Raw genomic sequence first — 26,137 nt, forward strand, 5'->3', positions numbered from 1 at the left:
CCCATGTGGCCAGGACGCACACCCCGGATCAGACTGGCCCTATGACCCATGCTGTGGAGTACGACGTCGTAGTGCTGGGCGCGGGCCCTGTCGGGGAGAACGTGGCTGATCGGACCAGAGCGGCGGGACTGAGCACCGCGGTGGTCGAGAGCGAACTCATCGGCGGTGACTGCTCCTACTGGGCGTGCATGCCGAGCAAGGCGCTGCTGCGCCCGGTGATCGCGCGGGCCGACGCCCGCAGACTGCCCGGCGCGAGCGCAGCCGTGCAGGGTCCGCTGGACAGCAAGGCCGTACTGGCCCGCCGCGACGAACAGGCGGCCCACTGGAACGACGAAGGGCAACTGGCCTGGCTCGATTCCATCGGCGCCCGTGTCTACCGGGGCAAAGGAGCCCTCCACGGCCCCAGGAAGGTGGTGGCGTACGGGCCGGAGGGCGAGCACTACTCACTGACCGCCCGGCACGCCGTCGTCGTGAGCACCGGCAGCCGCGCCGTACTGCCCGACATCCCCGGCCTCGCCGGAGCGAAGGCGTGGACGAGCCGCGAGGCCACCAGCGCCCGCGAGGCACCGGGCCGGCTCGCGGTCGTCGGCGGGGGAGTGGTCGGGGTGGAGATGGCCACCGCCTGGCAGGCACTCGGCTCGCAGGTGACCATGCTCGTCCGCGGCGGCGGCCTGCTGCCACGGATGGAACCCTTCGTCGGCGAGCACGTGGCGGAAGGCCTCAGGGAGGCCGGCGTCACCATCCGGACGGACACCGACGTCACCGCCGTCGAACGGCCCGGCGGCGCCGGACCCGTCACCCTGGTCCTCGGCGACGGCGAGCGCGTCGAGGCCGACGAGGTGCTCATCGCGACGGGCCGCGCCCCGCGCACCGACGACATCGGACTGGAGACCGTCGGACTGGATCCGGGCTCGTGGCTGACGGTCGACGACAGCTGCCGCGTGCAGGGCACGGACTGGCTGTACGCGGTCGGCGACGTCAACCGCCGCGCGCTGCTGACCCACCAGGGCAAGTACCAGGCCCGGGTCGCGGGAGCCGCCATCGCCGCCAGGGCGCAGCAGGTCCCGCTGCTGGAGACCGACCGCTGGGGCGCCCACTCCGCGACGGCCGACCACGCGGCCGTGCCGCAGGTGGTGTTCACCGACCCCGAGGCAGCGGCCGTGGGCCTCTCGCTCGCGGAGGCGGAAGGGGCAGGACACCGGGTGCGCGCCGTCGACTACGACCTCGCCTCCGTCGCGGGCGCCGGACTGTACGCGGAGAACTACCGCGGACACGCCCGCATGGTCGTCGACCTCGACCGCGAGATCCTGCTCGGCGTCACCTTCGTCGGCGCGGGCGTCGGCGAACTGCTGCACTCGGCCACGATCGCGGTGGCCGGGGAAGTGCCCATCGACCGGCTGTGGCACGCGGTTCCGTCCTTCCCGACCATCAGCGAGATCTGGCTGCGGCTGCTGGAGACGTACCGGGCGGGCTGAGGAGGGCACGCGAGTGCGCGTGCCGGGGCCGGCAGGGCGGCGTCGTCGCTCTGCCGGCCCGAGCCGTTGGCAGAGCGACTCCGCGACCGTCCGTCCGTGCGACGGCTCGGCCGCGCGTCGGCTCGTCCTCTTGTCGGCTCCCGCGTCGGCCCGGCCGAGGCCGGCCCTGCCGCGATGAGTTCCGGCCGGCTCAGGAGTCTTTTCCGGTGGGCGTCGCAGGACGCCGTACGACGCAGTCCGGCACGAGACACCACGGAGGACCCGATGACGACCACGCCGAGTGACCCGAGCGCCGCGCTGCCCGGCCGCCCGCCCGTCGCCGACCTGGCCACCTGGCAGGCCGCCCGTGACGAACTCCTGGTCCGCGAGAAGGCCCACACCCGTGAGGGCGACGCCCTGGCCGCGGCGCGTCGCCGGCTGCCGATGGTGGAGTTCGACGGGACGGTCGAGGTCGTCGGACCCGACGGCCCGGTCCCGTTCCTGGAGTTGTTCCAGGGCCGCGACGAACTCGTGGTCTACAAGCACATGTGGTACGACGGCGCCCCCCATCAGGGGCAGTGCGAGGGCTGCACCACCACGGCCTGGCACATGAAGGACGCCGTCTACCTCAACGCCCGCGGCGTCTCGTTCGCCATCGTGACCACGGGCCGGTGGGACGAGGTGGCCGCGTACGTCGAGTTCATGGGCTACACCCAGCCCTGGTACTCCGTGCGCGACGTGGACGCGCCGGTCGGCGGCGAAATGGGTTACCTCACCTGCTTCCTGCGCGACGGCGACCGCGTGTTCCTCACCTACTCCACGACGGGCCGTGGCAATGAGCCGGTCAACGGGTCCCTCGGCCTTCTCGACATGACGCCCTACGGCCGCGGCGAGGCGTGGGAGGACAACCCCGAGGGCCGGCCCGAGGGGTACAGCCCGTGCTGGTACTGGCGCTCGGACGCGGACGGGAACCCCACCTGGGGGCCGACCAGCCGCCCCGTGCCGCAGTGGACCCGTCCCGGCGCGACCCCCGTGGAGACCCTCGGCCGGCACGGCGACCACCACTGAGGCGCTTCCGCGCCGCGTCCGGACCGCCGCCGGGGCCGCCGCCCCGCGTCGGCACAGGTGTCCGGTGTTGGGGCGGCACCTCCGGACGTGACAACTCCTGCACGAATTCTTGACGGCGGTCCGGCGCGGGCCGATTCTGAGAGCGCTCTCAAGCGTCCGTCCTTCGGGCCGGGACTTCACCTTCGAGAAGTCCCGCCAGGGATCGTGACGCCATCCGACCAGCATCCGACGACGATCCGACAGGGATCCGTCGAGGATCCGATCAGGAGGAGGTGGAGCGTGCCTGTCCCACGGAAGTTACTGGCGCTGGCGTTCACCGCGCTGCTGTGCGCCGCCGGCGTCACCGCCACCGGGCCCACCGCGACGGCGGAAGCCGCGGTGCCCGCGACCATCCCGCTCAAGTTCACCAACAACTCGGGCCGCAGCGAGCCGGTCTACATCTACAACCTCGGCACGGAGCTCAGCACCGGCCGGCAGGGCTGGGCCGACGCGAGCGGCACGTTCCATCCCTGGCCCGCCGGCGGCAACCCGCCGACCCCGGCCCCCGACGCGTCGATCGCCGGCCCCGCGTCCGGACGTTCCGTCACGATCCGGATGCCCAAGTTCTCCGGGCGGATCTACTTCTCGTACGGGCAGAAGCTCGTCTTCAAGCTCACCACCGGCGGCCTCGTGCAGCCCGCGGTGCAAAATCCCGGCGACCCCAACCGCAACATCCTCTTCAACTGGTCGGAGTACACACTCAACGACTCCGGCCTGTGGATCAACAGCACACAGGTGGACATGTTCTCCGCCCCCTACGCGGTCGGTGTCCAGGCCGCCGACGGCACGGTCAAGAACACCGGCCACCTCAAACCCGGTGGCTACAACGGCTTCTACAACGCGCTGCGCGGTCAGCCCGGCGGCTGGGCGAACCTCATCCAGACCCGTGCGGACGGCACCGTCCTGCGCGCCCTCGCCCCCGGCCACGGCATCGAGGCCGGCGCGCTGCCGGCGAACATCATGGACGACTACATCAACCGCGTGTGGAACAAGTACACGACCTCGACCCTCACGGTCACGCCCTTCGCCCACCAGCCGGGGATCAAGTACTACGGCCGGGTCTCCGGCGGGGTCATGAACTTCACGAACGGTTCCGGGACCGTCGTCACCTCGTTCCAGAAGCCGGATTCCGACAGTGTCTTCGGGTGCTACAAGCGGCTCGACGCGCCCAACGACCAGGTGCGCGGCCCGATCTCGCGCACCCTGTGCGCCGGCTTCAACCGCTCGACGCTGCTGGTCAACCCCAACCAGCCGGACACCGGTTCCGCGAACTTCTACCGGGACGTCGTCACCAACCACTACGCCCGCAAGATCCACGCTCAGATGGCCGACGGCAAGGCGTACGCCTTCGCCTTCGACGACGTCGGCGCCCACGAGTCACTGGTGCACGACGGCAATCCGCAGACGGCGTACGTCACGCTGGACCCGTTCAACTGACGGGAATCAACCCCGCCCGACGCTGGTACGACGCGCACCGGGACTACGGCCGCACCCGTGACCCCCGGTCGATCGGACTCCCCGGAGGTCCGCCTTCATAGGTCCACCGTCCCGAAGTCCCACCGTTCCTCGAACTTCGTCGCCCCCGGAACCGGGCCTGCCCGGGGGCGGCGGAGAGGTCTTGATCACCGTCGGGCATGCTGATCCGGTGACCGTGCTCTCCGGCTTTCTGCCCATCTGGGCGATCACCGCCGTCGGTTGGGCGGCCGGCCGGTTCGACGTACTCGGAAAGCAGGCCCAGTCGGTGCTGGGCCGGTTCGCCTTCGCGTTCGCCATGCCCGCGCTGCTGTTCGTGACACTGGCGCGGGCCGACGTGTCCAAGCTCCTCAGCCCCGGCGTGGCGGTCTTCGCCGTCAGTGTGCTCATCATGCTCGCCCTCGGCCTGCTGATCGGCCGATGGGTCTTCCACCGCGGACGCGCGGACCGGGCGATCGGCGCCATGGCGGGCGCCTACGTGAACTCCGCCAACCTCGGCATCCCCGTGGCCGTACATGTGCTGGGTGACGCCTCGTTCGTGGTCGCGGCAGCCCTGTTCCAGACGCTGTTCGTGACCCCTCTGATCCTGACGTTGATAGACCTCGACGCGGGCCGCGGCGCCGACGGCCGGAGCCGCTTCCTGTGGCTGCCGCTGCGCAACCCGATCATCACCGCGTCGGCGGCAGGGGTGACGGTGTCCGTACTCGGTGTGCCACTGCCGGAGGCCGTGACCGCGCCCGCCCAGATGCTCGGCGGCGCGGCGGTCCCGGCGGCGCTGTTCGCGCTGGGCATGTCCCTCGACTCCCGCGCCACGGAGCCCGGCACCACCGTCCTGGAGGACGCCGTGTCCGCCGGGCGTGCGGAGCGACACGTCCTCGTCCTCCTCAAAACGGTCGTCCAGCCGTTGCTCGCCTACGCCCTGGCCCGATGGTGGCTCGGCATCGAGGGCGACGACCTGCTCGCGGTGGTGCTCTGCGCGGGCCTGCCGACCGCCCAGAACGCCTTCATCTTCGCATCGCAGTATCGGCTCGACACCCGACTCGTCAGGGACGCCGTCGTGTTGAGCACCCTGTTCTCCATGGGATCCCTGTCGCTGATCACCTGGCTTCTCGCGTGAGCGGCAGGCCGTGACGGACGGCCTGAGGACGTTCCGCGGGAATCGGGGCGCGGAAGGGGGACCCGGGGCGCCCGCACCGCAATAGGTTGGACCCCATGAGCAATCTCGATCGTCAGGCCACCCTCTCCGTATGCGGCGGGCGTGGCTTCGTCGTCGCCGAGCCCGTCAGGGAGCTCCTCAGCCCCCGCCGCGTGCAGCTCGGTGAGTCCACCGAGGTCCGCCGGCTGCTGCCCAACCTCGGGCGGCGGATGGTGGGCGCCTGGGCCTTCGTCGACCACTACGGCCCCGACGACATCGCCGACGAGCCGGGCATGCAGGTGCCGCCGCATCCGCACATGGGTCTGCAGACCGTCAGCTGGCTGCACGAAGGCGAGGTACTGCACCGCGACAGCACGGGGGCGCTGGCCACCATCCGCCCCCGGGAGCTCGGTCTGATGACTTCAGGGCGGGCGATCAGCCACTCGGAGGAGAGCCCCCGTCCGCACGCGCGCTTCCTGCACGGCGCCCAGCTGTGGGTGGCGCTCCCCGCCGAACACCGCGGTATCGAGCCGCACTTCCAGCATCACACGGAACTCCCGGAGGTCACCGGCGCCGGTCTGAGCGCCACGGTGATCCTCGGCAGCCTCGACGGAACGGCCTCACCCGGTACGACGTACACGCCCCTCGTGGGGGCGGACATCACCCTCACCCGGGGAGCCGAGGCGCGCCTGCCGCTCGACCCGGACTTCGAGTACGCCGTGCTCTCCATGTCCGGCGAGGCCCACGTCGACGGCGTTCCGGTACTTCCCGGCTCGATGCTCTACCTCGGCTGCGGCCGCTCCGAACTGCCCCTGCGCGCCGACTCGGACGCGGGCCTGCTGCTGCTGGGCGGCGAGCCGTTCGGGGAGGAGATCGTGATGTTCTGGAACTGGATCGGACGGTCGCATGAGGAGGTCGCTCAGGCCCGAGAGGACTGGATGAACGGCACCCGCTTCGGCGAGGTGAAGGGCTACGACGGCCCTCCGCTGCCGGCCCCGGAGCTGCCTGCGACGCCGCTGAAGGCGCGGGGAAGGGTGCGATGAGCTCGGGCAATCACCTGAACCGGCCTCGGGCGGAGCTGGCGTCCGGGGTAGCGAAAGCGGGCATGTAGATCACTCCGATACGCGAGAAGCGTCGAGCCGCTTCAGCTCTGATTGCGTCGTGAATCCGGCATGCGCCTTGAAACGAAACGATTGACCGCTTGCACGTCAAGGGCGTGGTGGTCGCCGGACGTCACAGTCAGAGAGCCCCCTCGCCTCTGCATGACCTGATCGGCCTCCCGCGGGGGAGGGTCGGCTGCCCTGTCAGTCCAAGAGGTGCAGTGCGGTGTCCGGTCGGCAGTGGGCGCAGGCTTCCACTCCGTCGGTCAGGGCGCGGATGGCTTGGGCGCGGTCGACGGGGTGCTGCCGTTTGCCGGCCATGTGGCAGCCGCCGACGTGCACGTAGAGCGGTTCGCGGCGCTGTCCTATCCCGGTCTCGATGACCCAGTCGGGCACGGGCGGGCGGACGGCGGCGCCGTGCGCGTGCTCGCGCTGCCGCTGCTCGAGGAAGCTGATCCGCTCACGGACCCGGTCGAGGCTGAGGGTGAGCCAGTGCTCCAGGGTGCGCAGTCTCGGAAGGTCGGGCGGAAGGTCGGACATGACGGTCGCCGGGTGGGTTCAGGCGGCCCGGGCGACATCGACCGCGGGCGTCGGGGACGGGCGGGTGACCGCCTTCAGTGCGCTGCGGGCCTCCTGCACCCGCTGCTCCTCGAGCGTCGCCCAGTACGAGTGGGTGGTGATCCGGATGGACAGGTCGGTGCACTCCATCCTCAGCCGCTTCACCGTCTGCTTCTGCTCTTCGCTCCAGCCGGGGCTGTCCTCGCGGCCGCCGGTGACCTCACCGGTGTGCGGGTGCTCGGTGCCGGGCCGTCCGGGCATCGGCTCCACACTCCACGGCAGGGTGCGGCACAGCGCGGCCAGCTCAGCCGTCGCCTGGTGCAGACGGACCTGCGCGGCACGCAGATCCTCCGGGAACTGTCTCTCAGCCATGACAACCCTCCTGCTCGATCATGTTCAGCACGCCAGCCAGGCCCGCCGGCGGGCCTCACCCCGGCGCTGGACCGCCCCCACCGCCTCGAGCCGCTTCAGCTGGTACAGCACGCTCGAAGGCGACGAAAGCCCGGCACCGGCAGCGATCTCCCGCAGCGACGGCGCCTCGCCGTTCACGGCCACGTAGGTGCGCATCCAGCGCAGGATGCGCACCTGCCGCTCGGTGAAGTCACCCATGCCGCCCCGCCTCCTTGCCCTCGCGGCGGCGCGCCTGGTGGCGCAGCTCCGCCCACCCGGTGCTGGGCCGGTTCGTGCCCAGATGCGGGTCGGTGAAGATCCGCGCCGACAACTGCAGCAGGCGTCGGCGCAGCTCCGCCGCGCCGTGGGGGCGCGGCTCGGCGAGCGCCCGGTAGACGCGGTCCCACTCACGCTGGACCTGCATCAAGTCATCGGGGAACGTCGGTCGCGCCATACCCGCAGTAAAACACGTGTTCGATTTACTGTGCACGCCGGACACACCCGGCACGGCGGCAGGTGGCCGGTGCGCTGGACGCCCGCGCATTCGGACGAGAAGCTCGTTCAGCAGCTCCGCGCTCAACAGGGTGCCACGGTGGTCGAGATCGGCAAGGACGGCGCCCCGCTCCGCCCCGCCGGCGTCCTGTCCGGGAGACAGTGCCCGGCCTACTGCGTACCGAGTGCTTCCACCATGTGCTGTTGGTGCCGGTGGCCGATCGTCTCGTAGCCGATCACGGTGACGAACGGCGCGAGCATGACCACGAGCAGACACACCGCGATGGCCACGCCGGCGGCGGCCAGCAGGACAGCGGCGAGCAGCACGGCGAGGGTGAGGGAGATCAGGAGCAGGTGGAAGGGGTCGGCCGCGGACAGCAGGAGCGTGTGCAGCAGATAGACCATGAGGAGGTAGAGGCCGACCGGAAGGGCCAGTGCGAGGACGACGGCCGTGCCGGAGATCTTGGCGTGGTGCTCCATGTACAGGCCCGCCACGTGCAGGCCCGCGCCGGCTCCGGCGACGCCGATGAACAGGGGGATGTGGCCGTACCCGAAGAGGTACCCGCGGCCGCGGCGGTGCGCCAGGATGTCGCCGAACGGCGTCATGAAGTACATCCACCACATGCCGAAGGTCAGGCCCACGCCGGCGATGACGACGGCGATCGAGTTCCAGGTCCAGTGCGTACCGTCGCTGCCGCCCAGGAGGTCGCCGGAGGAGGCGACGGTGCCGACGACGCCCTCGCCGAGCGTGATGATCGCGAAGAGTCCGTACCGTTCGGCGACGTGGTGCGGGTGCCAGGGCGTGCCGCCCGCGGAGCGCTGGGTGAGGACCGGCAGGACGAGTTCGAGGGCGCCCAGGACGCCGAACGCCACGAAGACGGCGGCGATCGGCAGATGGACGAAGGCCACGACGATCCAGCCGGCCTGGACGATCACCGTCCAGCGGATGTTGGCCATGCCGACGTCGTGGAACGACGGGGACTGCCGGGCGGCGCGCCACCACTGAAGCACCATCGCGATCCGCATCACGACGTAGCCGATGACCATGGCGCGCAGTTCGAGGTGACCCCCCTCCTCGACGGAGTGGAACATCGCGGGCAGGCCGAGCGAGAACACGACGACGCCCATCATCTGCACCATCGTCAAGGCCCGGTAGAGCCAGTCGTCGGTGGCGAAGGCAGAGGCGAACCAACTGAAGCTGATCCAGGCGACGCTGATCGCGAACATCGCCATGACGAACGCGACCACCGCCTGCCCGGCATGCCCTTCGGCGACCATCTCGGCGAACTGGAACGCCGCCGTGCCGACCGCGACCACGAAGGTCAGGTCGAACAGCAACTCCAGTGGTGAGGAGACCCGCCCGTGCTCTTCCGGGTCACGGCCGGTCATCGGAACCAGCCGTCGCGACAGGGCATGCCTGCCGGGCCTGCTGGTGCGCTGGGGATCGTTCATGCGCACCATCATTTCCGACATCTCCGCTCAGTGCGCTCGCGCACCACGGCACGAGCACACCCGGCTCCAAGGGTGGAGGGCACTGGGCGTGACCGGGGACCAGACCAGGCGTCTCCCGCTGAATGCGGGGGGGGGGGGTGATCGATCAGCGGGAGTGGCTGACGGTGTTCCTGCTGCCCGCCGTTCGCCCGACCTCAACCCCGTCGAATGGGTGTGGGCGCATGTCAAGCGCACCCTCGCCAACCTGGCCGTGGTCGCCCTCGGCCGTCTCGAGATGCTCGTCCGCAACCGGCTCAGACGCCTCCAGTACCGCCCCAGCACCCTCAACGGCTTCATCGCCGGAACCGGACTCACCCTCGACGACCCGACCCCACCCTGACGAGCCGAAGCCAGTAGAGCCTCGTCACGGTGCGTGTCAAGTTGGCCGAAGGAAGTCAACTCATGCCTGGGTACGGGCCTTTCGTCGGCGCAGGCCGACGAACGTACCGCCACCTGCGACGAGCAGCCCGGCCGCACCTGCGGCGACCGCCGCGGTGCTGTCGTTCGTGCCGGTCTCCGCGAGCGCCTTGCCGCCGTTGTTCTTCATGGTCTTGTCGATCCAGCCTGTGTAGGCGGGGGCGCTGCTGTAGAGGCCGGGCCCGCCCGTGCACGGCACGTTCGGGACGCCGGGGCCCGAGGTGACGCCGATCAGCTCCCACTTGCCGTCCCGGCCCTTCTGGACCTGCGGCCCGCCGGAGTCCCCGAAGCACGCCATGGCCCTGGGCACAGTGGAGATCGTGCACAGCCGGGTCCGGTCTGCGTACCCGGGCGCGCACTCGGACTCGGCGCCCCTGCGGGTGTTCAGCTCCTGGAGCCGGTTCGGGAACTGGAACTTCCCGTCGACGGTGGTGCCGAAACCGATGAGGCGGGTGGGCGTGCCCGGCTTCCCCGGCTTCTTCGCGATCTTGATGGGCTGCTCGCCGACCGGTTTGTCGAGCCTGATCAGCGCGACGTCGTCCTTGTTGGCGACCTTGTTGTCGCCGTTCACGTAGCCGGGGTGGACGAAGATCCGGTCGATCTTCCGGACCGTACCGCCGGACTTCCGCTGGTCGCTGCCGACACGGACGATGCCGTCCAGCTTCATGCCCTCCATCTTCACGCAGTGCGCCGCAGTCAGGACCCACTGCGGGTCGATGAGGGAGGCTCCGCAGTTGCCGTCGATCAGCCCTAGCTCCGGAGCGGATTCCGGGATCACCGCCATGAAGGGGTAACTCTCGGTGGAGTCGGAGCCGTTGACGATGGCGTTGGCACTCCCGACGGTGAGGGAGGCACAGGCTGCGGCGGCGAGGGCGGTGGCGGCGACGGTGCGGGTGGCGCGGCGGCTGAACACAGGGGGTCCTTTTTGCTCGGGGGATCCGTACTGAGTTCAGCCTGCCCGGCCGTGATCCACCGGACCATCCGGGCAGCGGGAGTCCGGACGGTGTAGCCAGCCCCCCTTGGACCGGGGGGTGGGCGGGAGGGCAGGGTGGTGTCGGGTCGTCGAGGGTGAGTCCGGTTCCGGCGATGATGCCGTTGAGGGTGCTGGGGCAGTACTGGAGGCGTTCGAGCCGGTTGCGGTCGAGCATCCGCCCCCCATCCGCATACCCCGCACACCACGAGATACAGGCAACACTCCTATCTCATCAGCGACTTCACCGAAGGTCACCCCGACGAGCCGAAGTCAGTAGATGCCTCGACACTGGTCGCGGTGATCGGGGACGCTTCACGCGATGACAAGAATCGACGACACGCCGCCCGCGTGGGACGAGCGCACCCAGCTCACCACGTTTCTCGACTACGCACGTGACACCGCCCGCGCCAAGTGTGATGGCATCTCTGCGGAGAACGCCCACAAGGCGCTCCTGCCGGGGTCACCGCTGATGACCATGAGTGGAGTGATCAACCACCTTCGCTGGGTCGAGTACTACTGGTTCCAGGTGGTCTTCCTCGGCGAGGAAGACCGGGGCCCCTGGACCGAGGAGGACCCCGACCGCGAGATGCGCATCGCCGTCGACTTCCCGCTCACGCAGTTGCTCGACGAATACGCCGAACAGAGCGCCCACTACCGCGAACTGGTCGCCGGGAACGGCCTGGACAAGAAGGCCCAGCGAGCCGTCCGCGACGGTCTCCATGTCGACCTGCGCTGGATCCTCCTTCACCTCACCGAGGAGACGGCCCGCCACAACGGCCACCTGGACATCTTGCGCGAGATGCTCGTGCTCTGACCGCATACCTTCGCCGGGTTGGGCGGGTGTGGGGGCATTAATGCCAGCTACCTGGCCGAGGCATCCGCCTATGCTCGGCTCGTGCAGCCGCTTTCCGACCGCAGCAATCCGTTGATCACGGCGTTCCCAGCCGAGCTTGCAAGCGATGCCGAGGCAGTTCTGGCGGTGATGCCTGATTCTCGGCTCCAGCCGCATGCCTCGTTCTCGGTCGCTGTCGAGGGCCAGCAGGTTTTGATCCCCGGGCGTCTCTACAACGACGAGCCGCCAACTGACAGGGTGGCGTCGCTTTCGTCGCGCCAACAACAGCTTCTGCACTGCCTGTACTCAAGGCACTGCGACGGCATGGTCAGGCAGCGCCACCTGGAGAAGGTCGTTGGTTCCACGGACCCATGGGTCGTCCCCTTCGTCGTGCAGCTGGTTGGCGAGTACGTCTTGGAGATCCTGGTCGTCATCTGCGATGAGCTCCGTGATCTCGCCACGCCCGGCACCTGCGGCCACCTCGCTTACGGGCAGTTCCTCGTGGACAACCCTGCTTTCTTCGCGCGCACTCAACGGCGGGTCGTGAGCTACTGGAGCTGCTACTACCGGGGCACCTACGCGAGTTTTCGGGGCTACCCGGGCTGCACGATTCTTGACCTCCTACGGTCCGCTGCCTCCGACAGAACAGGACAGCCCTGGCCCAACCTCGCTCCAGCCGGCACCAGGGTGGACGGCTACTGCTAGGACCCGGCCGGGCAAGGCCGCCGGGCTGGTCAAGCGGCATCGGCGAGGGGACGTCCGCCCCAACGGATGCCCTTCTCGCTGCGGATACGAGCGCGCTCGCGGCGCTGGGCTGCCAGCACGTCAGGATGACGGGCACTCGCGTTGCGCCAGCGCAGATAGGCGTGCAGGGCCCGGGTCTGCACGGTGTGGTTGCGGTGGTTGGAGTTGGCGATGGTGAACTGCCGCAGCGGCCCGAAGTGCGCCTCGATGGGGTTGGCCCAGGACGCGTATGTCGGCGTGAAGCACAGCTCGACGCGGTTCTTCTTCGCCCAGCGGCGGATCGTCTCGCCCTTGTGGGCGGACAGGTTGTCCAGGATGACGTAGATGGGGGCGCCGTCCGGTCGGGCGGCCCGGACCGATCTGAGCGCGGCCAGCGTGTTCGCGGCGCCCTTCTTCCGGCGGTTGACGCCCCAGAGCGTGTCGTCACCGATCGAATAGCAGCCGTGGAAGTACCTGACGCCATGCGTGCGGTGGTAGGTCGCCGGGTGCCGCTCGGGGTGACTGGCCGGGGCCCAGCCCGCACCGCCGGTGGGGCGGATGCCGAGCGGGCCGAACTCGTCGAACGCGAAGACCCGGTCCGGAAAGCGGTCCAGGACCTCCTCGATCCGGTCCAGCTTTGCCTCACGGTCGGGGTCCGGGGACTCCTTCCACGTCTTGGTGCGCTGGAAGGTGATGCCGCGGCGGGCGAGCAGACGGCGTAACGCCTCGCGGCCGATGCGGATGACCCGCCCATGGACTTTCCGCAGGTGGGCCAGCAGTTTGCGGATGGACCAGCGAGTGAAGGGCTGGCCGAGCTTGGTCGGGCGGGTGGTGGCCGTCTGGACAACGAAGTCCTCGTCGTCAGGACTGAGCAGGCGGGGACGGCCTCCCGCCCACCGAGGGTCCAGACAGGCCAGGCCGATCTCGTTGAACCGGTGGATCACATCCCGGACGGTGTCCTCGTCGGCCTGCACCAGCTGGGCGATCACCGGGACCCGGTTCCCGCCTGCCGACGCCAGCAGCATCATCGCGCGTCGGAAGCGGACCGAATTGGTGCTGCCCCGACGCACGATCTGCTGCAGCTTCTGCCCCTCCTGGTCGGTCAACCTGCGCACGCGGACAGGCTCAGCCACCGCACCCCCAGCACTCGGATCGGACGTCACGCAACATCCAACCGCCCCGACCACCAACCCGGCGAACCAATGTGGTCAGAGCACTAGATCCGGCAGAGATCACGGCCGGAGCCGGAGCCGGAGCCGGAGTCGGAGTCGGAGCGTGCAGAACCCCCGGCCTCAGTCGAAGCGCAGGTCGGCGAGTTGCCGCTCGAGGGCGGCGTCGTCGTCCACGGGTTCGGCCCGGGGCGGACGGGCCGCCATGAGGGCGGCCAGCTCGCCGCCCGCCCGCCGGACGCGTGCGGGCAGGCCGTCGGTGTACTCGTCTCCCCCTGACCCCCAGTCCTCGGACGCCGCGTACACCGCGGTGGGGACGACGGCGGCGCGCAAATAGGCGAAGAGCGGGCGCAGGGCGTGCTCCAGGACCAGGGAGTGACGAGCGGTACCGCCCGTCGCCGCGACCAGGACCGGCTGCCCGGTAAGGGCGTCGGGGGCGATCACATCGAAGAAGGACTTGAACAGCCCGCTGTAGGAGGCCGTGAACACCGGAGTCACGGCGATCAGGCCGTCGGCTGCCGTCACCGCGTCGATCGCCGCGGCCAGTCGCGGCGGTGCGAAGCCGGTCACGAAATGATTGGCGACGTCGCCGGCAAGTGCCCGCAATTCGACGACCTCGATCGACACGATGTGGCCCTGGTCGGCGAGATCGTCTCGGGCCGCCTCGGACAGCCGGTCGGCGAGCAGACGGGTGGAGGAGGGCGTGCTCAGTCCCGCGGAGACGACGGTCAGCTTCACGCGGCGCTCACTCCCGGCTGCCTCGCGGCGGAGGAGACCCGCGCCGCGTGCGTCGGCGCGTCGGGCACGTCGGCCGGCCGTCCGTTCGCGAACTCCTTGCGCAACACCGGTACGACCTCTTCGCCGAGGATGTCGAGCTGTTCCAGGACGGTTTTCAGGGGCAGCCCCGCATGGTCCATAAGGAAGAGCTGGCGCTGGTAGTCGCCGACGGTCTCCCGGAAGGAGAGGGTCCGCTCAATGACCTGCTGGGGCGAGCCAACCGTCAGCGGGGTCTGCTCGGTGAAGTCCTCCAGGGACGGGCCGTGGCCGTAGACGGGGGCGTTGTCGAAGTACGGGCGGAACTCCCTTACGGCGTCCTGCGAGTTCTTCCGCATGAAGACCTGGCCGCCGAGGCCCACGACGGCGTCCTCCGGACGGCCGTGGCCGTGGTGGGCGTACCGCCGCCGGTACAGCTGGACCATCCGCCGGGTGTGGTCGGCCGGCCAGAAGATGTTGTTGTGGAAGAAGCCGTCGCCGTAGAAGGCGGCCTGCTCCGCGATCTCCGGAGACCTGATGGATCCGTGCCAGACGAACGGCGGGACGCCGTCCAGCGGCCGGGGTGTCGAGGTGAAGGCCTGCAGGGGCGTGCGGAACGTACCTTCCCAGTCCACGACGTCCTCGCGCCACAGCCGGCGCAGCAGCGCGTAGTTCTCCTTGGCGAGGTTGATGCCCTGACGGATGTCCTGTCCGAACCACGGGTACACCGGGCCGGTGTTCCCGCGCCCCAGCATGAGGTCGACCCGGCCGTCGGCCAGGTGCTGGAGCGTCGCGTAGTCCTCCGCGATCTTCACCGGGTCGTTGGTGGTGATCAGTGTCGTGGCGGTGGACAGGATCAGCTTCTCGGTGCGGGCGGCGATGTGGCCGAGCAGGGTGGTCGGGGACGACGGGACGAACGGCGGGTTGTGGTGCTCGCCGGTCGCGAAGACGTCCAGGCCGACCTCCTCGGCCTTGAGCGCGATGGCGACCATGGCCTTGATGCGCTCGTGTTCCGACGGAGTACGGCCGTCGGTGGGGTCGGGGGTCACGTCCCCGACGGTGAATATGCCGAACTGCATGGGGTCCCTGTTCTCCTGGTCCTGTCTGGATCCTGCGGTCGTGGGCCGTGGAAGGCCGGGTGACGCCGGGGTTCCGGCCCCACCCACGCGGCAGCTGAGCCGGTTCCCCGGGGCGGTGCGCTCACCCGCGTGTGAACCGGCGGGTAGGGCGTCACTTCGCCAAAAAGTCGAGGAGAGCGGTGTTGACCTCCTCCGCGTGGGTCCAGAGCAGGCCGTGCGGAGCGCCCTCGATCTCGACGTAGTCGGCCGACGGGAGCGCCTTGTGGAAGGGGCGCGCGGTGCCCTCGGCCGGCAGGATGCGGTCGGCGGTGCCGTGCAGGATCAGGGCCGGGACGTCGACGGCGGGGATGTCGGCGCGGAAGTCCGTGTACCAGGTCGACGGAGCGGCGGATGCGGCGAAGGAGCCGCCGCGGGCCGCGGTGTTCCAGCTGTTGCGGACGGCTTCCTCGCTGATCCGGGTGCCCAGGTTCTCGTCGAGGTTGTAGAAGTCGTTGAAGAAGGCGGTGTAGTAGGCGTAGCGGTCGGCCTTGACGGCGGCGACGACTCCGTCGAAGAACTCCTTCGGGGCCACGCCGTCGGGGTTGTCGTCGCTCTTGAGCAGGCAGGGCTCCAGCGAGGCCAGGAAGGCGACCTTGGCGACGCGGCCGGAGCCGTACCTGGACACGTAGCGGGCGACCTCGCCGGTGCCCATGGAGAAGCCGACGAGGACGGCGTCGTTCAGGTCGAGGGTCTCCATCACGGTGTTCAGGTCGGCCGCGAAGGTGTCGTAGTCGTAGCCGGTCGTCGGCTGCGAGGAGTGCCCGAAGCCGCGGCGGTCGTACGTGATCACGCGGTATCCGGCGTCGAGCAGCGCGGCGCTCTGCCGCTCCCAGGAGTGGCCGTCGAGCGGGAAGCCGTGGATGAGGACGACCGGCTGCCCGGTGCCGTGGTCCTCGTAGTAGAGGTCGACGGGGGTGGTGTTCTCGTGGCCCACGGTGATGTACGTCATGGGGTGATTCCTCGATTCGAAGGGACGGTCCGCGCCTCGGTGCGGGTACGGAACGCCGCCACGCTACGGTCGCGGAAGCGCCGCCTGTTGTCGCACAACGCACTGCGTCTTGCTCATGAGCGCAGCGTTCTGCCCGCCCGGGAGCAGATCGAGTCGGACGGCGCAGCACGCCGGACGTGCCCGTCGGCTCCCGCGATTCCTGCCTGTGGTTCTGCCTGGAGACAGAAACGGCCTGCTGCTTGGCTGTTCGGTGCGGGCGGGAACCCGGGCCCCGCCGAAGCGGTCCGGTTGCGCTCCAGCGAGGTCGCTGCCCGTACGACGAGCCGTCCGGCCCTGACGGGCACCGGCCGCCGCCTTCCGGGGAGGCGCAGCGTCCTGTTCCCGCCCGTCGCAGCCCCGGAGTCACTTCCCTTGAGCGGAGAGCACTTTGAGCTTCGTGTTGACGACCGCCTCCGTGCCGGACCGGGACAAGGTCGCGTACTGGAACGATGCGGTGAGCAGGACGCTGGTGCCGATGACGGTCGCCCCCCGGGGCGACGGGCCGTTCGACGGCCGGATCGCCACCGACCGCCTCGGATATCTCCAGGTTTCCACCATGGAGGCCGACGCGGAGCGGGTCAGCCGCACGCCGGCGCTGATCGCCAGGTCGTCCGAGGCGCTGGTGGCGGTCGGTGTCCAGGTATCCGGCACGGCCACCTTCGTCCAGGACGGTCGGCGGGCCGAGGTGGGTGAGGGTGACCTGGTGGTGTACGACACGACCCGGCCGTACTCCTTCGACTATCCGCAGCGGTTCGCCACGCACGTCTTCCAACTACCGCGCCGCACGCTGGGCGTGTCGGACAGCGACATCCGGCAGGTCACAGGCAACGCCATCGGCACCGGGGACGGTTTCGGCGCGATGCTGCTCCCGTTCCTGGCCACCCTGGCCTCCTCCTCGGCCGACGGCTACCCACCGGCCGTCGTCGACCGGTTGGCCGGCAATGTCGTCGACCTGTTCGCCACTCTGATTGCGGAGCGGGCCCACCCGGGCGGCACGGACGCGGACGCACGGAGTCATCTGATGCTGCGCGTCCGGGACCACATCAACCGGAACCTGGGCGACCCGGACCTGACACCGGAGCAGATCGCCCGGACGCACCGGATCTCCGTCCGGTACCTGCACCGGCTGTTCGAGGGCGAGGGGACCACCGTCGGCGGGCTCATCCGGCAACGGCGTCTGGAGGAGTGCGGCCGTGAACTGGCCCGCCGCGGCAGGACAGCCCCCACCGTGTCCGCCGTGTCCCAGAGGTGGGGCTTCGTCAACCCTGCCCACTTCAGCCGGGCCTTCCGCGCCGCCTACGGTGTGTCGCCCCGTGAATGGCGCGACCTGCGCACCGCCCAGGACGACGGCGGGCGGTCCCCGGCTGTCACCACGGCGCCCTCGACCGTCCCAAAGGCCGCCGCCGATGTCCACGGTACCGACCGGCAGGGGGCTGACCGCATGCCGTCCAGCGGGTAAGGTCCCCGCTCGGAGCCGCGCCGGCCGCCCTGTGCCTGCTGCGGCGGTGCCCCGGCCCGACAGCCGCCGCACCGCCTTCCGCCGCTCGACCAAGGGCCGGTGCTCCGAACCACCCTTTCGCTTCAGGCCCTCTCGGCAGGAGACCGTGTGTGACCACCTTCGTCCCTTCGTCCGCTCGGCGCCCGGTCCTGGACCACCCCACCCGAGCATTCGTGGCTCGGCACACCTGCCCACCGTCGGCGCACGACCCGGACCTGGAACAGGCCCGTCTGAACCTTGCGCGTCTCCAGGAGAAGGACGCTCCCGACCCTCTCGACGAAGAAGCCACTTCCACGGACTGGCTCGCACTGCCGGGCGGGCCGACCGGTCACGTACGGGTGCAGGTGGTCAGGCCCGCCGACAGCGTCGGCGAGATCCCCGTCGTGCTGTTCCTGCACGGACTGGGCTGGGCGCTGGGCGACGCCGACACCCATGAACGTCTGGTGCGCGCGTTCGCCCTCGGCACGGACGCGGCCGTGGTCTTCGTCGAGTACGAGCGCGCCCCGGAGGCGCAGTATCCGGTCGCCGTCGAGCAGTGCTACGCGGTCGCGAAGTGGATTTGCGAGCGAGGCGGCGAAATCGGCCTGGACGGAAGCCGGATGGCCGCCGTGGGCGACTCGGCCGGCGGCAACCTGGTGGCAGCGCTGACCCTGCTCGCCAAGGAGCGCGGAGGAGTGCGGCTGCTGCAGCAGGTGCTGCTCTGCCCGGTCACCGACGCCGACTTCGACACCCCCTCGTACCAGGAGTTCGCCAAGGGATACTTCCTGGGCCGCGAGACCATGCGCTGGTTCTGGGACCAGTACCTGCCCGACGTGCGGCAGCGGAGCCAGGCCACCGCGTCACCGCTGCGGGCCTCCCTGGAGCAGCTCACCGGGCTCCCTCCGGCGCTGGTGGTCACCAGTGAGGCCGACGTGGTACGCGACGAGGGTGAGGCCTACGCGGCGAAGCTCCGAGCGGCCGGCGTTGCGGTGGTCTCCATGCGCTACCACGGGACGATCCACGACTTCATGGTGCTCGATCCGCTGCGCGACACGGACGCCGCCCACGCCGCCCTCGTCCAGGCCCTCGACACCGTGCACGTCGCCCTGCACCGGCACCGCGGCTGAGCTCCCGCTCCAGGACCGGCGTACCCGCACATCGGTCCGTGATCACCAGAGCGGTCGGCAGCCCTCGCGGGATTCCGGGCCCAGGGCACATCGACGCGGCAGTCGCCAGTCACTCGGCGGGGAGCGAGTCCAGGAGCTTCTGTGCGGTCATCAGGTCTTTGCTGTCGGCCGCGTCGCCGAAGGCGAGGGCCTGACGGAGGCAGGAGCGGGCTTCCTCGCCTTCTCCCAGCTCGATCAGGGCCTCTCCGAGATGCAGGAGCGTGCTGCCCTCTATGTGGGGAATGCCGATGCGGTGGGACTGGACCACGGCATGGCGATAGTGGTCGGCGGCCTCGCGCCATAGGTGCAGGACGGCGTAGCCGCGACCGAGCGCACGGGTCGTGTTGGCACGGTAGATGTCGGCGAGGTGCCCGCTCACGGGACAGTCGGGCGCGTCCAGGAAGGTGATGATGCGCTTGTGCTGGATCAGGGAATCTTCGGCACGGCCGAGCAGGCGCAAGGAGGACCCGTAGGTGAACATGGCACCCAGCCAGCCCTCGCGGTCGTCGGCCTCCTCGTAGAGGGCTATGGCGGCGAGAGACTTGTCGGCGGCCTCCCGGACCTCGCCGAGCTCCGTCTGGGCCCATGCGGCCTGCGCAAGTGCCGAGGCTTGCTGGGACGCGTCCTGGGCACGGCGGGCGCAGTCCAGCGCTTCCTGGGCCCGTTCGACGGCCTCCCGGTACCGGGATTCGCAGGAGAGGGCCCAGGAGTACATGTTGAGGTGGAAAGCCTGCATGTACGGGTCGTCGAGTGCGGTGGCGGCCTCGCCGGCCAGGCGGAAGACCTCGGGCCAGTGTCCCCAGTGGACCCACAGGTCGCAGAACCACTCCATGGCATGTGCGGTCTCCACGACCCGGGTGTGCTCACCCCTGTGGGCGGCGCTGCGCAGCGCGGCGAGCCAGGCGGGGGCTTCGCTCTGCAGCCAGGCACGGGCCTGCTCGGCACTCTCCAGCGGGACCAGGCCTTGCCAGGAGGCCGGCGGCGCCCCGTACTTGGGCTTGTACCAGCGGCCGGCGACAACGGCCGTCTCCAGCAGCCAGGTGCGCAGCCGGTCGTCGGCTGCTTCCCGCTCGCCGGGTTCCTCCTCGCGCGACAGCCGGTCGCGGGCGAACAGCCGGAGCAGGTCGTGCAGTTGATAGCGGCCGGTGAAGGTGGCCTGCAGCAGTCCGGCCTCGGCGAGCTCCTCCATCACGTCCTCGGCCTCGAAGACGCCGGTCGCCGTCAGAGCGGCGCCGTAGGCAGCGGTCATGTCCGGCCCGGGAACCAGACTCAGCAGCCGCAGCATCCGTGCCGCGTGGGCGGTCAGTTGACGGTAGGACAGTTCGAATGCCGCCTCCACGCGCACATCGCCGGCGGTGAGCGCGCCCAGTCGGCGTTCCTCGTCGGCCAGGCGCCGGGCCAGGTGGTCGACGGTCCATCCGGAACGGACGGTCAGCCAGTTTCCCGCCACCCGCAAGGCCAACGGCAGACGCCCGCACAACTCCGCCACCCGCGCCACCGCCTCGGCTTCCGCGTCCGCCCGATCCTCGCCCAGGATCCGGCGCAGCAGATCGACCGCCTCGTCCTGCGCCATCTCCGACAGCGCCAGGCGGCCGACATCCTCCAGCCCGGTCAGGGGCCGCCGACTGGTGACCAGCACCAGACTTCCCCCGCCCGTGGGCAGCAGCGCACGGACCTGTCCCTCGTCGCGGGCGTTGTCCAGGACCACCAGGCACCGGCGGTCACCGAGCAGCGCCCGCAGCAGCCCCGCGCGACCCTGCGAATCCTCATGCGCCAGCCGGCGGTCCGACACGCCGAGGGCCTTCAGCAGCTTCAGCAGCGCCTCGCCCGTGTCCACGGGGCCGTCCACGCCGTGCAGGTCCACCACGAAACACCCGTCGGGGAACTCTTCCGCCAGGTCCGCTGCCGCCTGCAGCGCCAGCGTCGTCTTCCCGCACCCCGGAGGACCCGAGACGACCCACACCGAGAACTCCTCGCCGGCACGGGCCGCTTGCGCCGCCTCCCGCAGGAGCGCCAGCTGCGGAGCGCGCCCCGTGAAGTCCCCCACCGATCGTGGCGGCACGGCCGTCCCCGCCACCGCCACCGCGCGCGTGGGACGCGCCGCCCGCGCCACGGCCAGCAGCGCCTCCCGTTTCGCGTCCGCGAGTCCCAGCCCCTCCGCCAGCGCCACCACCGTGCGCCGCTGCGGAACCCGACTGCGCCCCCGCTCCATGTCGCCGATGGCGCGGACACTCACGCCCGACGCCTCGGCCAACTCCTCCATCGTCAAACGGCCTCGCTGCCGCAGATCACGCAGAACGACCCCGAACGACTTCTCCCCGTACACAACCCCTCTTTCCTCCCCGCCCCGAGGGAAGAATACGGCGTGCTTGTGCGGGCAAAGCTGCAGGGTGGCGGCACCAACCGCGGTGCCGGGCCGCAGGTCAGCGGGCCGTGGAGCGGACCGCGTCCTGGATCAGCTCCGCCACGGCCTTGGGCCGGGCGAGCATGACCAGATGGGAGGAGTCGACCTCGACGGTGGTCATGCCGGCGCGCTCGTAGCCGTAGCGCTCCACCTCGGGGTTGATGGTCCGGTCGGAGGTGGCGACCAGGCCCCACGAGGGCTTGGTCTTCCACGCCGCGACCGGCGCCGCCTCCGAGAAGGCACGTGCGGCCAGGGGGCGTTGGGAGACGGCGAGCACCGCGGCGAGGTCGGGGTCGACGTCCGCCGCGAAGAGGGCGGGGAACTTCTCGATCTCCACCGAGACGTCTGTACCGGTCTCGGTGGAGCCGGCCACCGGGAACGGGGTGTAGACGAGCGCGTCGGCGAGACCGGAGTCGGGGAAGCGGCCCTGCAGCTCGCCCAGGCTCTCTCCCTCCTCCAGCGCATATCCCGCGAGGTACACCAGTGCGCGGACGTTGTCCTCCGTGCCGGCGAGGGTGATGACCGCGCCGCCGTAGGAGTGCCCGACCAGGATCACGGGGCCTTCGACGGCGCGGATCACCGAGGCGATGTACGCGGCGTCGTCGACGAGGCTGCGGTTGGGCACCGCCGGAGCCACCACCTTCAGGCCGGCGGCGGTCAGTTCGGGGATGACGCGGGCGAAGCTGGAGGCGTCGGCGAAGGCGCCGTGGACCAGGACGACGGTGGGGCGGGCGTGTCGGGACATACGAAAACTCCTCGGTGCGTGACTGGGGATGGGTCTGGGATGCGGGAGATGGATGCGCGGTGCTTCACAGGCCGAAGCGGGCGCGCCTTGCCTCGGGAACCAGGTCGGTGTACTCGGGGTGCTTGCCGATCCAGCCCCGGATGAATGGGCAGTACGGCAGGACGCGCAGCCCACGGGCCCGGGCGTCGTCGAGCGCTCCCTGGGCGAGGAGACCGCCCAAGCCCCGGCCGGCGAACCGGCTGTCGATCTCGGTGTGGATGAAGGCGATCTCGCCCTCCGAGAGGTGGTACTCGGCGAATCCCGCGGTCTCGGTGCCGTCGTCGCCGGCGAGGATCTCGTACCGGGACTTCTCGGGCCGGTCCGTCACCTGCGGTTCCATGGGTGCTCCTGTGCGGTCGTGGTGTGACGGGGTGGGTCGGGGCCGGGGTCAGAGCGTGCGGCGCACGCCCGCCTGGCGTTCCAGGTTGCGCAGTTGGACGCCCAGGTCGCCTTCCACGGCGATGTGGGCGGGGCCGCTGCGGCCGATGGGCAGGACCTGCTCGCTGCGCATGTCCTCGAGCATCAGGGCGAACGCCGTGTACATCGCGACGAGCGCCACCACGAGGCCGAGCGCACCGGCCGTGAGCGTCAGCCATTCGGCGCCGGTGAGGCCCGCGAGGCCGGTGGCCGCCCAGCGGGGCAGGGAGACCGCGAGGACGAACCACAGCGCGCGCTTGGGCCGCGTCACGGCAGTCATCAAGGCCCCGAAACAAAGGAGGGCCAGGTTGAACACGCCAAGGACCTCGAGGCCGTCGGCCGCGCCGCTGAACATGACGAGCGCGTACGCCAGCCAGCTGCCGGCGAACACCGCCATCAGCGTCGCCGCGATCACGTCACGGGCGCCGAAGGCCAGGATGCTCACCAGAAGTTGGAGGACGAAGGCCGGCAGTACGGTGAAGGCGACGGCGCTGCGGGCCGTCTCGTCGAAGATCCCGAGCTGCAGGCAGCCTGTCATCACGGAGGCGATGGCCACCGCGAAGAAGCCGAGCGGCATGGGTGAGGCGATGGGGCGCAGGTTGATGCGTGTCATCGACCGGAGGTCCGGTTCGAAACGGCGTCCCGGGGGAGCGTCCGGCGAGGCGGCCGGGGTGTCGCCGCTGTCGGCGGCGGGGGAGGCTGCGGTCATCGGGTGGATCTCTCTTTCAGTGCTCGAAGCAGGGGTCGACGAAGGACGGCGTCGTGTCGCGAACGGAGCCGCGGGCGACGCGCCACCGGCGGTGCTGCTCGGACTCGGCGACGGCATCGGCCACCAGCGACGCCTGACGCGCACCGCTCTGGTAGCCGCCGAAGTGGGCGACGGGGCTCCAATCCGGGCTCACCGGCGGGACGGGCTCGTCGAGACCCTCGTACTCGGCGGAGGCGTGGACGATCCGGCCGCCGACGACGGTGAGTACGGATTCGATGTCGGGGATGTCGGCCTCGGGCACGGTGAGGTAGTCGTCGGACAGGATCGCGAGGTCGCCGTAGAAGCCCTCGCGGAGGATTCCCTTGACGTCTTGCTCGCCGGTGAGCTCCGCCCCGCCGCGGGTGTAGAGGCCGAGGGCGGTCTCCCGGTCGATCAGGTTCCCGGCCGGACTGAGGGCCGTGCCTCCGACGGTGCGCCCGGTGACCAGCCAGTGGAGCGCGACCCACGGGTTGTACGAGGAGACGCGGGTGGCGTCCGTGCCGGCGGCGACGGTCAGGCCCCGGTCGAGCATGGCCCGGACCGGCGGCGTGTGGGCGGCGGCCTCGGCGCCGTAACGGTCGCGGAAGGCGGTGCCCTGGAAGGACATGCGGTTCTGGACGGAGAGGGCACCGCCGAGGGCGGCGATCCGGTCCAGGCTGTCGGCCGAGACGGTCTCCGCGTGGTCGAAGAGCCAGCGGTTGTCGCCGGGGAAGAGTCCTTCTGCGGCGAGTTTCTCGAAGACGGCCAGGTCGCGGCGGATCGTCTCGTCGTAGGTGGCGTGGAGCCGGAAGCCCCAGCCGTTCTCCATCAGGAGCCGTACGGCGCTCTCGAACTCGGCCTCGTACCCTGCGGCGAGTTCGGGCCGGGGTTCGGAGAAGTTCTCGAAGTCGGCCGCGGCCCAGGTCAGGTTCTCGCCCGCGCCGTTGAGCCGCAGCCACTCGTCCCCGTCACCGGGCTTCACCATCTCCGTCCAGCGCTTGAGGTCGGCGAGCTCCTGACCGGCCGTCTGCGGGAACAGGTGGTAGGCGATCCGCAGGGACAGCTCCCCCGACCTCGCGAGGTCGACGACGGTGGCGTAGTTGTCGGGGAAGTTCTGGAAACCGCCGGCGGCGTCGACCGCCGAGGTCAGTCCGAAGCGGTTCAGCTCACGCAGGAAGTGACGGGTCGACGTCCGCTTGTCCGCCTCGTCGAGGGCCGGCGCCTTGGCCAGCGTCGAGTACAGGATGAGCGCGCCCGGCGCCGCGAGGAGGACGCCGTTGGGTTCGCCGTCCCGGCCCCGTACGATCTGCCCGCCGCGGGGATCCGGGGTGTCGCGAGTGAACCCGGCCGCCTGGACCGCGGCCCGGTTCATCAGGGCCGACTGGTACAGGTGCAGGACGAAGACCGGGGTGTCGGGGGCGGCGGCGTTGAGCTCGGCGACGGTCGGCATCCTGCGCTCGGCGAACTGCTCGGCGGTCCAGCCGCCCACGACCCGGATCCACTGCCCCTTCGGGGTGCGGCCGGCCTGCTCGCGCAGCATCGCGAGGGCGTGGCGGAGGCTTCGTACGCCGTCCCAGCGCAGTTCCAGGACGTAGTTCAGGCCGCCCCTGATGACGTGCAGGTGCGAGTCGTTGAGGCCGGGGATCACCCGGCGGCCCAGCGCGTCGACGACCTTCGTTCCCGGCCCGACGAGATGGGCCAGGTCGTGGTCGTCGCCCAGGGCCGCGACCCGGCCGTCGCGGATCGCGACGGCACGGGCCTCGGGGCGGTCGGGGTCACCGGTGAAGACCTTGGCGTTGCGGACGAGGAGGTCGGCGTGCTCGTGTTCCCGCCGCGGGCCGGGGACGAGGCCCGCCACCGGCATGCTTGCCGACGGCCCGTGTGCGGAGGGTCCGTGCGTCGACGGCCCGGTCATGCGAGGGCCTTGCGGAGGGCGTCGGTGGCGAGGCCGATGGCGAGTTCCGCGGCCTGCGTCTCGCGCAGCGCGTTCAGCATGACGAAGTCGTGGATGGCTCCCTGGACGCGCAGGGCGGTGACGGGGACGCCGGCGGCGCGGAGCTTCGCCGCGTACGCCTCGCCCTCGTCGCGCAGGACGTCGGCCTCCGCGGTGATGACCAGGGCCGGCGGCAGACCGGTCAGCTGCTCGGTGGAGGCACGCAGCGGTGACGCGGTGATCTGAGCGCGCTCGGCCTCTTCGGTCGTGTACTGGTCCCAGAACCACTTCATGGCGTCACGGCGCAGGAAGTAACCCTCGCCGAAGGCGTGGTACGAGTCGGTGTCGAAGCCCGCGTCGGTCACGGGGTAGAAGAGGACCTGGTGGGCGATGCGGACGTCGCCGCGCTGCTTGGCCATGAGAGTGAGGGCGGCGGTCATGTTCCCGCCGACCGAGTCGCCGGCGACGGCGATCCGGGTGCCGTCGAGGTCCTTGTGGTGTCCCTCGCGGGCGATCCACTGGGCGACGCTGTAGTTCTGCTCGATGGCGACGGGGTAGCGCGCCTCGGGCGAGAGGTCGTAGTCGGGGAAGACGACGGCCGCGCGAGTGCCGACGGCGAGTTCGCGGACGAGCCGATCGTGGGTGTGGGCGTTGCCGAAGACCCAGCCGGCGCCGTGGATGTAGAGGATGACGGGGAGCGGGCCGGTAGCGCCGCGGGGGCGGACGATCCGGGCGCGGACGTCGCCGGTCGGGCCGCCGTGGACGGTGATCCACTCCTCGTCGACGGCGGGCAGCACGACGCCTTCACCGCTCTGGACGTCGTCCACGGCCTTGCGGCCGTCCGCCACGGGGATCTCGTACAGGAACGGCGGCTGGGCGGTGGCGTCGGCGAAGGCCTGGGCAGCGGGTTCGAGAATCGGTGTGTTCGGCATGAGAGGTTCTCCTTCGTGGGTCCTACGAGTGGGTGCTGCTCAGTGGGTGGCGCGCGTGGCGTCGATGATCACGTCGGTGACCACGACCGGGACGGCCACGGCGTGCAACGCGTCCACCTCCGTG

At 70.5% G+C, this 26,137-nt stretch carries 25 protein-coding genes and 1 pseudogene; 10 read left to right on the plus strand and 16 right to left on the minus strand.

Going from position 1 to position 26,137, the window contains the following annotated elements:
* Positions 1 to 41 precede the first annotated feature (41 nt).
* From ACTMTU_RS04945 to ACTMTU_RS04965, 5 genes are all read left to right on the plus strand, one after another.
* A complete protein-coding gene (locus tag ACTMTU_RS04945; RefSeq protein WP_441262206.1) occupies positions 42 to 1,475 on the plus strand; it encodes a dihydrolipoyl dehydrogenase family protein in 1,434 nt (477 codons plus the stop codon).
* 264 nt (positions 1,476 to 1,739) lie between these two features.
* Positions 1,740 to 2,522, plus strand: a complete 783-nt coding sequence (locus ACTMTU_RS04950; protein WP_441262207.1) for a DUF899 domain-containing protein — start codon at positions 1,740 to 1,742, stop codon at positions 2,520 to 2,522.
* 279 nt (positions 2,523 to 2,801) lie between these two features.
* Positions 2,802 to 3,998 (plus strand): glycoside hydrolase family 64 protein, encoded by a 1,197-nt coding sequence (locus ACTMTU_RS04955; RefSeq protein ID WP_441262208.1) that lies wholly within the window; start codon positions 2,802 to 2,804, stop codon positions 3,996 to 3,998.
* Between the two features lie 208 nt (positions 3,999 to 4,206).
* Positions 4,207 to 5,151 (plus strand): AEC family transporter, encoded by a 945-nt coding sequence (locus tag ACTMTU_RS04960; protein ID WP_441262209.1) that lies wholly within the window; start codon positions 4,207 to 4,209, stop codon positions 5,149 to 5,151.
* A 95-nt stretch (positions 5,152 to 5,246) separates the two neighbouring features.
* Positions 5,247 to 6,212, plus strand: coding sequence for a pirin family protein (locus ACTMTU_RS04965; protein ID WP_441262210.1), 966 nt, complete (start codon positions 5,247 to 5,249; stop codon positions 6,210 to 6,212).
* Positions 6,213 to 6,473: 261 nt separating this feature from the next.
* On the opposite strand, the gene ACTMTU_RS04970 is transcribed toward ACTMTU_RS04965, so the two are convergent.
* The 5 genes from ACTMTU_RS04970 to ACTMTU_RS04990 form a co-directional block, all read right to left on the minus strand.
* Positions 6,474 to 6,809 carry a DUF6233 domain-containing protein gene (locus ACTMTU_RS04970; RefSeq protein ID WP_441262211.1) on the minus strand — a complete coding sequence of 112 codons (336 nt, stop codon included), beginning with the start codon at positions 6,807 to 6,809 and terminating at the stop codon, positions 6,474 to 6,476.
* Between the two features lie 18 nt (positions 6,810 to 6,827).
* Complete coding sequence (locus ACTMTU_RS04975) at positions 6,828 to 7,199, minus strand: hypothetical protein (protein ID WP_441262212.1); 372 nt, start codon at positions 7,197 to 7,199, stop codon at positions 6,828 to 6,830.
* Between the two features lie 24 nt (positions 7,200 to 7,223).
* Entirely contained in the window at positions 7,224 to 7,436 is a 213-nt protein-coding gene (locus tag ACTMTU_RS04980; RefSeq protein WP_441262213.1) for a hypothetical protein, read from the minus strand.
* Positions 7,429 to 7,671 (minus strand): hypothetical protein, encoded by a 243-nt coding sequence (locus ACTMTU_RS04985; protein ID WP_441262214.1) that lies wholly within the window; start codon positions 7,669 to 7,671, stop codon positions 7,429 to 7,431. Before ACTMTU_RS04985 ends, ACTMTU_RS04980 begins: the two co-directional genes overlap by 8 nt.
* Positions 7,672 to 7,880: 209 nt before the next feature.
* Positions 7,881 to 9,161: a low temperature requirement protein A gene (locus ACTMTU_RS04990; protein ID WP_441262215.1), complete on the minus strand. Its 1,281-nt coding sequence runs from the start codon at positions 9,159 to 9,161 to the stop codon at positions 7,881 to 7,883.
* Between the two features lie 137 nt (positions 9,162 to 9,298).
* On the opposite strand from ACTMTU_RS04990, the pseudogene ACTMTU_RS04995 reads away from it, so the two are divergent.
* Positions 9,299 to 9,540: pseudogene (locus tag ACTMTU_RS04995) on the plus strand (transposase); the annotation flags it as partial.
* 60 nt (positions 9,541 to 9,600) lie between these two features.
* On the opposite strand, the gene ACTMTU_RS05000 reads toward ACTMTU_RS04995, so the two are convergent.
* Entirely contained in the window at positions 9,601 to 10,530 is a 930-nt protein-coding gene (locus ACTMTU_RS05000) for a S1 family peptidase (RefSeq protein ID WP_441262216.1), read from the minus strand.
* A 379-nt stretch (positions 10,531 to 10,909) separates the two neighbouring features.
* On the opposite strand from ACTMTU_RS05000, the gene ACTMTU_RS05005 reads away from it, so the two are divergent.
* Both ACTMTU_RS05005 and ACTMTU_RS05010 read left to right on the plus strand, forming a co-directional pair.
* Positions 10,910 to 11,404, plus strand: a complete 495-nt coding sequence (locus ACTMTU_RS05005; RefSeq protein WP_441262217.1) for a DinB family protein — start codon at positions 10,910 to 10,912, stop codon at positions 11,402 to 11,404.
* 81 nt (positions 11,405 to 11,485) lie between these two features.
* Positions 11,486 to 12,127, plus strand: a complete 642-nt coding sequence (locus ACTMTU_RS05010; protein ID WP_352373571.1) for a hypothetical protein — start codon at positions 11,486 to 11,488, stop codon at positions 12,125 to 12,127.
* Between the two features lie 29 nt (positions 12,128 to 12,156).
* On the opposite strand, the gene ACTMTU_RS05015 is transcribed toward ACTMTU_RS05010, so the two are convergent.
* From ACTMTU_RS05015 to ACTMTU_RS05030, 4 genes are all read right to left on the minus strand, one after another.
* Positions 12,157 to 13,278 carry an IS630 family transposase gene (locus ACTMTU_RS05015; RefSeq protein WP_441262218.1) on the minus strand — a complete coding sequence of 374 codons (1,122 nt, stop codon included), beginning with the start codon at positions 13,276 to 13,278 and terminating at the stop codon, positions 12,157 to 12,159.
* A 159-nt stretch (positions 13,279 to 13,437) separates the two neighbouring features.
* The gene (locus ACTMTU_RS05020; protein WP_441262219.1) at positions 13,438 to 14,052 is read right to left on the minus strand and encodes an FMN reductase; all 615 of its coding nucleotides are present in this window, start codon (positions 14,050 to 14,052) and stop codon (positions 13,438 to 13,440) included.
* A complete protein-coding gene (locus ACTMTU_RS05025) occupies positions 14,049 to 15,146 on the minus strand; it encodes an LLM class flavin-dependent oxidoreductase (protein WP_441262220.1) in 1,098 nt (365 codons plus the stop codon). Before ACTMTU_RS05025 ends, ACTMTU_RS05020 begins: the two co-directional genes overlap by 4 nt.
* A 151-nt stretch (positions 15,147 to 15,297) precedes the next feature.
* Positions 15,298 to 16,134 carry an alpha/beta fold hydrolase gene (locus ACTMTU_RS05030; RefSeq protein ID WP_441262221.1) on the minus strand — a complete coding sequence of 279 codons (837 nt, stop codon included), beginning with the start codon at positions 16,132 to 16,134 and terminating at the stop codon, positions 15,298 to 15,300.
* Positions 16,135 to 16,561: 427 nt separating this feature from the next.
* Between ACTMTU_RS05030 and ACTMTU_RS05035 the strand changes: the two genes are divergently transcribed.
* Positions 16,562 to 17,632 carry a helix-turn-helix domain-containing protein gene (locus tag ACTMTU_RS05035; protein ID WP_441262222.1) on the plus strand — a complete coding sequence of 357 codons (1,071 nt, stop codon included), beginning with the start codon at positions 16,562 to 16,564 and terminating at the stop codon, positions 17,630 to 17,632.
* Positions 17,633 to 17,781: 149 nt separating this feature from the next.
* Positions 17,782 to 18,777: an alpha/beta hydrolase gene (locus ACTMTU_RS05040; RefSeq protein WP_441262223.1), complete on the plus strand. Its 996-nt coding sequence runs from the start codon at positions 17,782 to 17,784 to the stop codon at positions 18,775 to 18,777.
* A 109-nt stretch (positions 18,778 to 18,886) separates the two neighbouring features.
* Here ACTMTU_RS05040 and ACTMTU_RS05045 read toward each other — a convergent pair whose 3' ends face one another.
* From ACTMTU_RS05045 to ACTMTU_RS05070, 6 genes are all read right to left on the minus strand, one after another.
* Entirely contained in the window at positions 18,887 to 21,142 is a 2,256-nt protein-coding gene (locus tag ACTMTU_RS05045) for an NB-ARC domain-containing protein (protein ID WP_441262224.1), read from the minus strand.
* Positions 21,143 to 21,239: 97 nt separating this feature from the next.
* Positions 21,240 to 21,965, minus strand: a complete 726-nt coding sequence (locus ACTMTU_RS05050) for an alpha/beta fold hydrolase (protein ID WP_441262225.1) — start codon at positions 21,963 to 21,965, stop codon at positions 21,240 to 21,242.
* Between the two features lie 64 nt (positions 21,966 to 22,029).
* Positions 22,030 to 22,344, minus strand: a complete 315-nt coding sequence (locus ACTMTU_RS05055; RefSeq protein ID WP_441262226.1) for a GNAT family N-acetyltransferase — start codon at positions 22,342 to 22,344, stop codon at positions 22,030 to 22,032.
* Positions 22,345 to 22,392: 48 nt separating this feature from the next.
* Positions 22,393 to 23,130 carry a GPR1/FUN34/YaaH family transporter gene (locus ACTMTU_RS05060; protein WP_441262227.1) on the minus strand — a complete coding sequence of 246 codons (738 nt, stop codon included), beginning with the start codon at positions 23,128 to 23,130 and terminating at the stop codon, positions 22,393 to 22,395.
* A gap of 16 nt (positions 23,131 to 23,146) precedes the next feature.
* On the minus strand, positions 23,147 to 25,012 hold the full coding sequence (locus tag ACTMTU_RS05065; RefSeq protein WP_441262228.1) for an amidohydrolase: 1,866 nt from the start codon (positions 25,010 to 25,012) through the stop codon (positions 23,147 to 23,149).
* Between the two features lie 47 nt (positions 25,013 to 25,059).
* Complete coding sequence (locus ACTMTU_RS05070; protein ID WP_441262229.1) at positions 25,060 to 26,013, minus strand: alpha/beta hydrolase; 954 nt, start codon at positions 26,011 to 26,013, stop codon at positions 25,060 to 25,062.
* Positions 26,014 to 26,137 lie beyond the last annotated feature (124 nt).

The sequence above is a fragment of the Streptomyces sp. OZ13 genome, assembly GCF_052068155.1.
GTDB lineage: Bacteria > Actinomycetota > Actinomycetes > Streptomycetales > Streptomycetaceae > Streptomyces.

What these genes read in the sequence shown, in the direction of transcription:
- ACTMTU_RS05070 (WP_441262229.1), bottom strand. Translation starts at nt 26,013, where the DNA reads ATGCCGAACACACCGATTCTCGAACCCGCTGCCCAGGCCTTCGCCGAC.
- ACTMTU_RS05055 (WP_441262226.1), bottom strand. Translation starts at nt 22,344, where the DNA reads ATGGAACCGCAGGTGACGGACCGGCCCGAGAAGTCCCGGTACGAGATC.
- ACTMTU_RS05065 (WP_441262228.1), bottom strand. Translation starts at nt 25,012, where the DNA reads ATGCCGGTGGCGGGCCTCGTCCCCGGCCCGCGGCGGGAACACGAGCAC.
- ACTMTU_RS04965 (WP_441262210.1), top strand. Translation starts at nt 5,247, where the DNA reads ATGAGCAATCTCGATCGTCAGGCCACCCTCTCCGTATGCGGCGGGCGT.
- ACTMTU_RS04975 (WP_441262212.1), bottom strand. Translation starts at nt 7,199, where the DNA reads ATGGCTGAGAGACAGTTCCCGGAGGATCTGCGTGCCGCGCAGGTCCGT.
- ACTMTU_RS04990 (WP_441262215.1), bottom strand. Translation starts at nt 9,161, where the DNA reads ATGAACGATCCCCAGCGCACCAGCAGGCCCGGCAGGCATGCCCTGTCG.
- ACTMTU_RS05060 (WP_441262227.1), bottom strand. Translation starts at nt 23,130, where the DNA reads ATGACCGCAGCCTCCCCCGCCGCCGACAGCGGCGACACCCCGGCCGCC.
- ACTMTU_RS04970 (WP_441262211.1), bottom strand. Translation starts at nt 6,809, where the DNA reads ATGTCCGACCTTCCGCCCGACCTTCCGAGACTGCGCACCCTGGAGCAC.
- ACTMTU_RS05025 (WP_441262220.1), bottom strand. Translation starts at nt 15,146, where the DNA reads ATGCAGTTCGGCATATTCACCGTCGGGGACGTGACCCCCGACCCCACC.
- ACTMTU_RS04980 (WP_441262213.1), bottom strand. Translation starts at nt 7,436, where the DNA reads ATGGGTGACTTCACCGAGCGGCAGGTGCGCATCCTGCGCTGGATGCGC.
- ACTMTU_RS04985 (WP_441262214.1), bottom strand. Translation starts at nt 7,671, where the DNA reads ATGGCGCGACCGACGTTCCCCGATGACTTGATGCAGGTCCAGCGTGAG.
- ACTMTU_RS05050 (WP_441262225.1), bottom strand. Translation starts at nt 21,965, where the DNA reads ATGTCCCGACACGCCCGCCCCACCGTCGTCCTGGTCCACGGCGCCTTC.
- ACTMTU_RS05030 (WP_441262221.1), bottom strand. Translation starts at nt 16,134, where the DNA reads ATGACGTACATCACCGTGGGCCACGAGAACACCACCCCCGTCGACCTC.
- ACTMTU_RS05005 (WP_441262217.1), top strand. Translation starts at nt 10,910, where the DNA reads ATGACAAGAATCGACGACACGCCGCCCGCGTGGGACGAGCGCACCCAG.
- ACTMTU_RS04945 (WP_441262206.1), top strand. Translation starts at nt 42, where the DNA reads ATGACCCATGCTGTGGAGTACGACGTCGTAGTGCTGGGCGCGGGCCCT.
- ACTMTU_RS04950 (WP_441262207.1), top strand. Translation starts at nt 1,740, where the DNA reads ATGACGACCACGCCGAGTGACCCGAGCGCCGCGCTGCCCGGCCGCCCG.